Genomic DNA, 10654 nt, shown 5'->3' on the forward strand with positions numbered 1-10654 from the left:
AGTACCTTGAGGTCCTTGAGTACCTTGAGGTCCTTGGTTACCCAGAGGTCCTTGAGTACCTTGAGGTCCCTGAGTACCTTGAGGCCCTTGGTTACCCAGAGGTCCTTGAGTACCCTGGGGCCCTTGATCACCCTGAGGTCCAACACTGGAACCCAGGAGCTCATCGGACACGAGACGGTGGGCTGGCACCAATTGTCCGCTTGCATTTTTCCCCCAAACGGAAATCTGGATGTCATTCTCTGCCGGACCGGTTACCGTAAACACATATTCGAATGCATCGAGATTGGCGAAAAAAGTGAGGTTCACATCTGTATTGGGAGCGAGTGTTCTGTTTTCCAGTACATACAGTACCCTGGTGCCGGACAGAAAGTAGCCCTGGATCAATACGTTAGCGGAGCTTACCTGGTTAGGGTTATCGATAAGAACGGTGACAGTCTGCGTGGGTCTCACTCCGTTAACTGGAGCATTGGCAATGGGACCGGTTGAAAGAACAGCCATACCTAAGCACCTCCTTCTAAAAGTTTGTGAACATCGTTCTGAAAAGAACAAGTTCTCTATAAACTATGATTCATTGATATGTTGCGTTTGTAAGTTTGCCTCTGTTCATTTGCTGATTTTCCCTTAATTCTCCAACTGCTCATCCGCCACAATGCGTTGTGCATTGACAAGATTACCTGCACCGTCCTGACCCCACATCGAAATTTCGACAAGCCCTTCGGCAGGCCCGCTTGTCGTAAAAACAAATTCGTATTCATTCGTATTTGCAGCATAATTTTTGGTTATAACCACATCGGGTGCCAGCGAAATTTCCTCAAGCACATACAGCATTCGTACACCGAGCAAAGAATAGCCCTGAATCAGAACTGTTGCGGAGTTATCTGCATCTCTGTTGGTTAAAATGACAGTAATTTGCTGAACCGGCCTTGTGCCTGCAACAAGATTATTTTCAATTGGTCCTGATGATAGAATAGCCATGGAGCATCAACCTCCTTCATATTTGATTTGAACAGGGTTTACTTGGAAGATTAAGAGAGTAATTTTGGAATATTTTTTATCGTATTCCGTTTCTTAAGGCGACGACAGTTTTTCTACCCATTAAGTTACAGTACAATTACGGATTGGTTCTTCAGAACTTCGAATTGACGGCGTTTTTCCGCTTCATCCCATAAGTAATGAAAACCCCAGCGATTAGCGGTGTCATCTTCACGAAGTCCCTGCTTCAGAGTGGAGTAGCGCGAGCTCAAGTATTCTAGGCCCAGATACTTGTAGTGCAGAAGCAGCACCTCACTCGAGTGAGGCCGGATGATTTCTCCGGCAGGCGCAGCTTGATGTCGCCCGGGCCCGAAGTCCATCTCTTGGATAGCATTCGGATTAAAGATTTGAGGCTTGTCAAACAGAGTACTCCTTACTCCTGTTCGTACGGATCGGCATAACGTTTTACCTTCTTCAGGAAAGGAATCAGATATCATTTGATATCCTTGGGGAACAACTAGAGTAATGCCTTGCGAGGTACATTGCTGGAGGTATTGTTTGAGATTTGGATGATAGAGATGTTCATCAATGTCGCAGACAATAATCCAGTCAGCCTTATTTCTGCTTGCTTTCCAGAAGTGGTTGAATAGATGCTGCGCGGACCGTATGAGCGAGTTGTCCTGGATATCAAAGTGTTCAAGAGTCACCTTGGGGTGGGATTTCAACATTGCGAGGGATTGATCAGTCGAACCGTTATCGAAGACGAAATATTGATCCGCGATGTCGTCATAGTGGCGGAAAAAAAATGGCAGCATTTTTTCTTCGTTCCAGCATATGCAATACACGTGTACAATCATCGGTACTCTCCCTTCCATTTGAAAAACAGAATGCGCTGGAACACTATATGTCGATTGGGAGCGCATCGTTCAGCATTATGCACGGGATTCCTCTTTGGCCGGAGGTAGTATTTTTGTCAAAATCATAGCTATTGCGCAAAATGCCAGCGACTGTGTTAAAATAGACTCAAAAAAAGACGGGATCTGCGGATCACGCATAACGGAGGCGTGAAACATGGAACGTAACGCTATGCTCGACTTCGATCCATTCCTCACAGAGCTGGCGGAAAAGCTGCACGTGCACGGATATTATGCCTTTTATGGTGAGCATTACAATGAAGCCGATATGGAGCAGTACCGCAGACACCTGTTTAACTCATTCCGCAATATCGTATGGGTAGAGCTGGATGCACGCAAAAAATATATGATTGTCGATCATCGTGGACGAAACACCGTCATGAAATTGATCGATGGCATGCTGAATACCCGTAAAACACTGCGGGCCAATCAGGTGATGGCGGGGACGGATACGTCCAACGTTCAGAAGGAGATTACTCATCTGACGCAGATGGTGCATATGCTAAGATTTACGACGTTTAGAACATAAGTGATGTAAACCAAGAGAGACTTCCCCCGAGGGGAGTCTCTCTTTTGTATTGCAACAATCCTAACGACAAAAAGAGTATCCCGTCATAAATCAAACGGGACACTCTTCTTTTTAATTGCATTTAACCTCTATTCACATCTAAAGATAGCCTCAATCGTAAAATAAGTTTAGGGCCGTTCTGAAAAGTAGTGAAGGGAACGAAATCGATTCAAATAAAAGCGACAGCCGTAAGGGCTATCGCTCTTATTTGTGATTCCTCTACCTATATTTAAGTTGGATAACTATTTACACGATTAACGGAGCGGGGAGAAAAAAGCTGAAGAAGCGGAGCGTTCGCGTTTATCACCGGAATTTCTCCCTTTAAAAAAAGGGGATCAAAGAAATCCGGGGATAACAGCGATCGGAAGCTTGTTCTCCCAGCGTAGTGTCCCACGTGTAACGAGTTTTTTAACTTTACAAGCTCTTCAAAAATTGTACAATCGTCAACAATCCTTTATCAAAGTTCTCCAGGTTGAAGTGTTCATTCGGTGCGTGCAGGTTCTCGTCCGGCAAACCAAAGCCCATCATCACGGCAGGTACGCCAAGTACACGGGAGAGCTTCTCAACGATTGGGATGGAACCGCCATCTTTGGTAAACAGGGCACGAACGCCATACACCTGCTCGTAAGCGTCAGCCGCTTTTTGCAGGATCGGATCAGTTGGATCGGTATTGAACGCAAAGGCTTTCTCGATTTGTTTCACATGCAGCGTGGCCCCTGGCTGTACGTGTGCACGCAGGTGTGCTTCAATGCGGTCCAGTACCTGTTGCGGGTCTTGGTCGGCAACAAGGCGGCATGTAATTTTGGCATGAGCCTCTTTTGGAATGACGGTTTTGGTACCTTCACCCTGGAAGCCGCCCCATACACCGTTCAGCTCCAATGTTGGACGTGCGCCAACACGTTCCACGAACGAGTAGCCTTCCTCACCGTACAGTTGCTCCAGTCCAAGATCCTGGCGAAGCTGCTCTTCATTGAAGCCTTGCTTCACGAACTCTTCTCTCATTTCCGGAGAGAGGGGGAGAACGCCATCATAGAAACCATCCACGCTCACGCGGCCTTGCTCATCATGCAGCGAAGCGAGCAGGGATACGAGGGCATGCAGTGCGTTCGGTACACCACCGCCGAAGGAGCCGGAGTGCAGGTCGGTGTTGGCTGTATTCAGATCTACCTCGAGCGAGCAAAGACCGCGCAGGCCTGTGGAGATCGCCGGTTTTCCTTTTTCGAGCAGGGAAGTATCGGAGATCAATACCATGTCTGCACGAAGCTTGTCCGTATTGTCATTCAGATAGATCGGCAGGTTCGGGCTGGAGATTTCCTCTTCGCCTTCGATACAGAACTTCACGTTAACTGGAAGTTCCTTGTTTTCAGCGAGCAAGGCTTCTACTGCTTTAATATGTAAGAAGATCTGTCCTTTGTCATCTGTTGCCCCACGTGCGAACAGTTTTCCGTCCCGAACAGTAGGTTCGAAGGGAGGCGTTTCCCACAGGTTAAGCGGATCGACAGGTTGTACGTCATAGTGTCCATAGATCAGCGCTGTTGGTTTGCCAGGAGCATGCAGGTGGTCTGCATAGACAATCGGATGTCCAGCGGTTTGAATAACCTCTACATTTTCCATGCCTGCACGTGTCAGTGCATCTGCCGCCCATTGTGCAGCACGGTTAATATCCTCTTTATGAGCTGAAATGGCCGAAATGCTGGGAATGGACAGCCATTCATTCAGTTCTGCCAAGTGTTTTTCTCTATTCTGCTGAAAATAAGTCTGTTCTTTCATTAAATAAAGCCTCCTTCATGTTTTGCTTTATCCTATTGTAATCCATTTTGGCATCTTAATAAAACATTGGTTAAAAAATGATCGGCTGTGTACCGTTCCATTCCGCCGGAAATTGTGAGTATAATACAGGAAACGGAGTTCATCCATATTTTCTCAGCAGGGGAGTTGGGGAAGTTCCCATGATAGTCAGACCACATGCAAGCAGGCAGGTGAATGATGATGGAAACGACTAAAAGTGAGAGGCCGCCAGGTCGATTGGCACGTTTGCCCAGATTTACTCCTGGACGCCATAAAGGACGTTTTTACCGGAATAGCCTGATGATTATTTTGCTCATTGCCAGCATCCCCGGATTGATTACAGGAATTGTGATGTACCAGCTGGTTGTTGGCAGAATGGAAAATGAATTCAATCGCATGCATCAAAACCAGATCGAGAATCGGGCGCGCAATGTGGACGACCAGTTGGCCTACCTGGAGATGACCCTGTCGCATTGGGCCTTTGAACCAAGGTTTGGCAATGCACTGCGAACCTTGGACTTTGTCTATTATTTTAATGAAACGCAGGAGATCGTCACCACTTTATATGTACTGGAAGGGTCACATCCCCTAATTAAGTCTGCACAGCTGTATTTGCAGGAACCGAAGCCGATTCTGTTTAACCGGGAGTATAACGAATTATTAGATGATGCGAAAATAAAAGCCTATGACCGTTACCTAGCCATGGGCAATCATGTGTACTGGACAGACTGGGTATCCAGCGGAAGCATTGAACCAGCAGCTACCATGAAGAGCAGCCTGCTGCATACCGATGCAGGCAACGCGCTGGTTCTGGTACATAAAATTCCGGGAGAACATAATAATCCGTTCGGTGCACTCATCATTACCCTGGACAATGAGAAAGTCGCCAATTTGTTGAAAACGCTTACTCCTTATGACGAAGGCTTAACCTTTCTTATGGATCAGGAAGGCAATACGCTGGTCACCGGTAATCCGGGAGGGGGGCGGCAGAATTCAGCCTTTGAACAGCAGCTTAAGGAAGAGGTTGCACAGCATGCGGACAGCACGTCTTTTTTGTTCAAATATGAAGATCAGACCTACTCCGTATCATACGGCTCCTTAAGCCGAATTGATTCCGACTGGACCTATGTCTCCGCTGCACCGCTGACATCTGTGACATCACCGGTGAAGCTGGTATCCAAAATTATTGTCATTGCGAGCGCAGGCAGCCTGCTGCTGGGGCTCATGTTATCCTGGCTTGCTTCCCGGCGGATTTACTCCCCTGTGGAGAGAATGCTTCATCTACTGTCACCAGGCAAACATGAGGCTCAGGCCAATCCGAGGCTGGACGAATTCCAGCTGCTGGAACAGCAGTGGAATGAGCTGACTTCCCGGAGTCTTACTGCACACCGTCAATTGCAGGAGCAGCTGCCGCATTTGCGTGACAGTTTTGTACTGCAGCTGGTTCAAGGACACTTATATGCCTACAACGAGGAAGACCTCCAGAAACGCATGAAGAATCTTGGATTCGAAGTGGAGGGCCAGCAATATTTGCTGCTGCAAATGTATTTTACGGGTTATGCCCGGCTGCAGGGACGATTTGGAAGCCAGGATACCGGCCTGGTGACCTTTGCGGCTGTAAACATTATTGAAGAGGTTGCCAAAAGCTATTTTAACCAAGTCAGCATGATGAACTTTCATGACCTCTCTTCAGCCATGCTTGTCATTGCACCGAAGGATGAACAGCTCAAGCCGCAGGCATTGCTCTGGAGTCAGGAATTGGTAGAGGTTATTGGGCGGACGCTTAAGATGAATGTCACGGTCATGATTAGTCACTCCGCTGATTCCTTGCATGAGCTGCCCGGCATCTTTGTTGAGATGGAACAGGCGGTTGCATACCGCAGCATAGAGGAAGGGAGTCAGATACTCGATCTGGAAGATGAGCAGTGTTTTCGGAGAGCGGAAGAAGCCGCTTATCCGCTGGGCTTGGAACGCGAGATGATTCAGGCAATCAGGCTCGGCAAGCAGGAGGAAGCGGATCGGGTGCTGGAACAATTTATGGGCGAAATCGCCCGGACGGGCAGTACCGAGTTCCAGGTGCAGCAGATGATGCTGCAGCTGCTCGGAAGTGTTCAGCATATGATGCTGCAGACGGGGGTAACACCTTATAAGCTGTTCGGAGGCAGCAATATGTATGAGCGATTGTCTGCAATCCGCGAACCTGCACAGATGAAGCAGTGGATGATGAGTAAGGTACTGGTGCCCTATATACAGGAAATCGAGATGCGATCGCAGGAGCCGCTGAAACAGGTGGTGGAACGGACGATGCTGTATATGGACGAGCATTATCGTAACGAAATCTCCTTGGAAGGCTGCGCAGATGCAGAACAGATGACACCCTATGCGCTCAGCAAAGCCTTCAAGCAAGTAACAGGCATGAACTTTATTGATTATTTGACAAAGGTCCGAATGGAGGCCGCCAAACAGCTGCTGCGTGAGACAACCATGAAAATTAATGACATTGCAGCTGCTGTTGGTTATCAGCACAGCTATTTTAATCGAATCTTCAAAAAACAGGAGGGCGTAACGCCAAGCCAGTATCGGGATCAGTGGTTTGGCAAATGACCTATTTGCCACCTTGCTGTCTCACCGGGATCCGAACCATCGGATTCCGGTTTTTCTTGTGGAGAAGGATGAAAACAAAGAAGGATAAGGCTGCAAAAATGTACAATGGGGTTTGCGCAAAATGTCCAAATCGAAGCATAAGTGGCGTCATAGCGGGCTTTGTGGCCTCGCCCAGTACGTAAGCAAAAAATGAAGGTTGCCGGAAAAGGGGGCTCTGTATAGTCTGAATTACAAGCTCAGTTGATAACGCTTACATAAATAAGGGAGGGGAGAGATTATGAACGGGAAGACCAAATGGAATGGAAATACCGCAGCGGCAGCCCAGGCAGATATGGCCACCATGCCGATGAAGCGGGAGTCCAACTGGAAGAGGCAGATCAAGCGGAACAAATGGCTGTACGTGCTTGTGCTTCCCGGATTTCTGTACTTTGTTATCTTTAAATATTTGCCCATGTGGGGAATTGTCATTGCCTTTCAGGACTATCAGCCTTTTCTCGGTATTAAGAACAGTGAATGGGTGGGCATGGAGAACTTTACAACCTTTTTCTCCAATCCGGACTTTTTCCGGTTACTGCGTAACACGCTGGTCCTTGCCATATATGATCTCATATTCTTTTTCCCGGCACCGATCATTATTGCCCTTTTATTAAATGAAATCAGGGTCGCGTTCTTCAAAAGAACGATTCAAACGTTGGTGTATGTACCTCATTTCGTGTCGATGGTGATTATCGCCAGCATCACATACGTCTTTCTGACCCCTCAAGGCGGGGTACTGTACGACCTGATTGCCTGGATAACTGGAAAGCCCATAGATGTACTATCCAGTCCGGGTTCGTTTCGTCCACTTATTATCATTCAGATGATGTGGAAGGAGATGGGCTGGGGAACGATTATCTTCCTGGCCGCACTCGCAGGCGTGGATACCGAGCAGTATGAGGCCTCCATTGTGGATGGTGCCGGACGATTGCGACGCATGTGGCACATTACGCTGCCGGCGATCCGCACAACCATTGTTATTCTGCTTATTCTCAGACTGGGGAACTTTTTGGATACGGGATTTGAACAGATTTATCTGATGACCAACTCACTTAACCGGGACGTGGCCGATGTATTTGATACCTATGTCTATACGGTAGGGATTACGCAAGGGGCATTCAGCTACAGTACCGCAGTAGGATTATTCAAATCGGTCGTGGGTATCATCCTGGTGCTCGGCAGCAATAAACTTGCCAAAAAATTTGGTCATCCGGGGATTTATTAAGCAGGCATTCTGCATGAATTCATAAGGAGGAAAGCCCATGAACAGCCGTCTATACAACAGCCCTGCCGGCAAAGTATTTGATATTTTCAATTACGTCATGCTGGGTATTCTGGGCATACTGACTGTCCTTCCTTTCCTGTATATTATAGGGAATTCGTTCGCAACCGAAGCCGAGATTACGGAACGCAGTTTCTTTCTCATTCCGAAAGTTTTCTCCTTCAGCGCGTATGAGTACATTTTTTCTTCGTCTACCATCTTCCGCAGTATTGGCGTCTCTGTATTTGTGACGGTAGCAGGCACGCTGGTCAATCTGTTCTTCACGCTAACGATGGCTTATCCGCTATCCAGAAGTGACTTCTGGGGACGCAACGTCATGATGAACATGGTGATCTTCTCCATGCTGTTCGGCGGAGGAATGATTCCGACGTATCTCGTCATCCGTGGACTAGGATTGCTTGATTCTTACTGGGCCCTCATGCTTCCTGGCGCAATCAGCGCTTTTAATTTAATTGTTGTCAAAAACTTTTTTCAGCAAATGCCGCCCGGGCTGGAGGAAGCGGCCCGTATCGACGGTTGCTCGGATCTCGGGGTACTCTGGCGAATTGTTCTGCCATTATCCAAACCGGTGATTGCCACGTTTGCGTTATTTTATGCCGTAGGGCATTGGAATAACTTCTTCTCGGCACTCCTGTACATTTCTGACAGTGACAAATGGCCGCTGCAGGTGATGCTGAGGCAGATTGTTCTGCTCTCGCAGGCAAGCGTTGGGGATATGGCCAATATGGATCCCAATTTTGTGCAGCCACCGGAACAGTCCATTAAAATGGCCGTCATCGTGGTAGGTACCATTCCGATTTTGCTCGTGTATCCGTTTTTGCAAAAGCATTTTGCCAAAGGTGTCATGTTAGGCTCAATCAAAGGCTAAAAGCCAAGGGGGAGAACGTATGGGACAAAAAGCGGGAATCAAAAAAACAGCACTTGTACTTTCGGCAACATTGTTACTGAGCACGGTTCTGGGAGCTTGCTCCACGGACAAAACCAACGATACGGGCGAAGCGGCTGCAGGTGGAACCGATCAGATTACGATCATGCTTCCGAATTTTGAAGCCGAAAATCCGCCTGAAAACAGTCCAGTAATCCAGAAACTTGAGGAATTAACCAAAGTGGATGTGAATCTGCAATGGGTACCGAGCAGCTCCTATGAGGACAAATTCAACATTACTCTGGCCTCCGGCAAGCTGCCCGATGTGATGGTCGTGCTCGGGAAATCGCCAAGTTTCATTAACGCTGCACGTACCGGGGCTTTCTGGGAGCTGGGGCCTTATCTGAAAGACTACCCGAACTTGAGCCAGATGAACGAAATTATTACGAACAATGCTTCCATTGATGGAAAAACCTACGGCATCTATCGTGGAAGACCGCTGGGACGGAACGGGATAACGATCCGGAAGGATTGGCTGGAAAACCTGGGTCTGGAAGAACCCAAAAATTTGGACGATCTTTACAATGTGCTGAAAGCATTCACTACAGATGACCCGGATGGCAACGGCAAGGATGATACGTACGGTTTGGTAGCGAGCAAATTTAACGGGCCGTGGGACAATATGCAAATCTGGTTTGGTGCACCCAACAAATGGGGCGATGATGGCAGCGGTAAATTGATTCCAGCACATGAAACGCCTGAGTATATGGAAGCACTGAAATTTTTCCGTCAGATTTATAGCGAAGGTTTGGTCAACAAGGACTTTGCCGTAATGGATGCGACCAAGCTGCCTGATCCGTTTGTCAACGGGCAGGCGGGTGTCATGATCGATGTAGCGGATAACGCACAGCGGATGGACCAGAAAATTCTGGAGAAGGACCCATCGGCAACAGGGCGAGTGGATGTGCTTCAGGCGGTGGAAGGGCCCAAAGGGCTGCGTGACATGCCTACCTCAGGCTACTCCGGTATGATTGCCGTCTCCAAAAGTGGTGTGAAAACGGAAGAAGATCTGAAAAAGGTGCTCACATTCCTGGATCAATTGAACGAGCCGGAGCTCCAGGCTTTGCTGTCCAATGGTCTGGAAGGTAAACAATATGAGAAAAAAGGGGACTATGTCGTTCCAACCACCGACAAGCTTGCACTGCGAGATCTGCAGGGTCTGAACCAAATATTGATGTTCCTTCCGGAAGACCGCGCCTTCCGGGTTGAGCCGACGCCGGTTCGTGAGAAGGTGGCAGAGGTACAAAAGGCCAACGAGGAGATCGTTGTTCCGAATCCGGGTGAGCCGTTGATCTCTGACATTTATGCACAGAAAGGACCCCAGCTGGATAACATCATCAACGATGCCCGTATCAAATTCATCGTGGGACAGATTGATGAGAAGGGATTCCAGGATGCAATCACACTGTGGAAGAGCAGTGGCGGTGATGAGTACGTGAAGGAAATCAACGAACTGTACGCTGCATTGAAGTAGAAGAATTCCAGAGCCCGGCAGCGTACGTAAGTACAACAGAAGCTGTCGGGCATTTCCATCTATATCAATTTTTTAAAACATTTTGTATTTA

Annotated in this window: 8 protein-coding genes and 1 pseudogene; 5 read left to right on the forward strand and 4 right to left on the reverse strand. The window is 48.0% G+C overall.

What is annotated here, in order from left to right; all coding sequences use genetic code 11:
- The 3 genes and pseudogenes from CHI14_RS30250 to CHI14_RS27775 all read right to left on the reverse strand — a co-directional run.
- A pseudogene (locus CHI14_RS30250) lies at nucleotides 1–498 on the reverse strand (collagen-like protein); the annotation flags it as partial.
- Nucleotides 499–621: 123 nt separating this feature from the next.
- Nucleotides 622–975, reverse strand: a complete 354-nt coding sequence (locus CHI14_RS27770; protein ID WP_095293256.1) for a hypothetical protein — start codon at nucleotides 973–975, stop codon at nucleotides 622–624.
- 125 nt (nucleotides 976–1100) lie between these two features.
- Nucleotides 1101–1829, reverse strand: coding sequence for a glycosyltransferase family 2 protein (locus CHI14_RS27775; RefSeq protein WP_095293257.1), 729 nt, complete (start codon nucleotides 1827–1829; stop codon nucleotides 1101–1103).
- A gap of 214 nt (nucleotides 1830–2043) precedes the next feature.
- Here CHI14_RS27775 and CHI14_RS27780 point away from each other — a divergent pair, with 214 nt between their 5' ends.
- Entirely contained in the window at nucleotides 2044–2415 is a 372-nt protein-coding gene (locus tag CHI14_RS27780; protein ID WP_095293258.1) for a hypothetical protein, read from the forward strand.
- Between the two features lie 453 nt (nucleotides 2416–2868).
- Here the strand turns inward: CHI14_RS27780 and CHI14_RS27785 are convergent, their stop codons facing one another.
- The gene (locus tag CHI14_RS27785) at nucleotides 2869–4224 is read right to left on the reverse strand and encodes a dipeptidase (protein WP_095293259.1); all 1356 of its coding nucleotides are present in this window, start codon (nucleotides 4222–4224) and stop codon (nucleotides 2869–2871) included.
- A 219-nt stretch (nucleotides 4225–4443) separates the two neighbouring features.
- Here CHI14_RS27785 and CHI14_RS27790 point away from each other — a divergent pair, with 219 nt between their 5' ends.
- From CHI14_RS27790 to CHI14_RS27805, 4 genes are all read left to right on the forward strand, one after another.
- Complete coding sequence (locus CHI14_RS27790; RefSeq protein WP_170948295.1) at nucleotides 4444–6846, forward strand: AraC family transcriptional regulator; 2403 nt, start codon at nucleotides 4444–4446, stop codon at nucleotides 6844–6846.
- A 331-nt stretch (nucleotides 6847–7177) separates the two neighbouring features.
- Nucleotides 7178–8107 (forward strand): ABC transporter permease, encoded by a 930-nt coding sequence (locus CHI14_RS27795; protein WP_183525357.1) that lies wholly within the window; start codon nucleotides 7178–7180, stop codon nucleotides 8105–8107.
- Nucleotides 8108–8144: 37 nt separating this feature from the next.
- Complete coding sequence (locus CHI14_RS27800) at nucleotides 8145–9032, forward strand: carbohydrate ABC transporter permease (RefSeq protein ID WP_095293262.1); 888 nt, start codon at nucleotides 8145–8147, stop codon at nucleotides 9030–9032.
- 19 nt (nucleotides 9033–9051) lie between these two features.
- A complete protein-coding gene (locus CHI14_RS27805) occupies nucleotides 9052–10563 on the forward strand; it encodes an extracellular solute-binding protein (protein ID WP_095293263.1) in 1512 nt (503 codons plus the stop codon).
- Nucleotides 10564–10654: the final 91 nt, after the last annotated feature.

Source organism: Paenibacillus sp. 7516, assembly GCF_002272715.1.
In the GTDB taxonomy this organism is placed as follows: domain Bacteria; phylum Bacillota; class Bacilli; order Paenibacillales; family Paenibacillaceae; genus Paenibacillus; species Paenibacillus illinoisensis_A.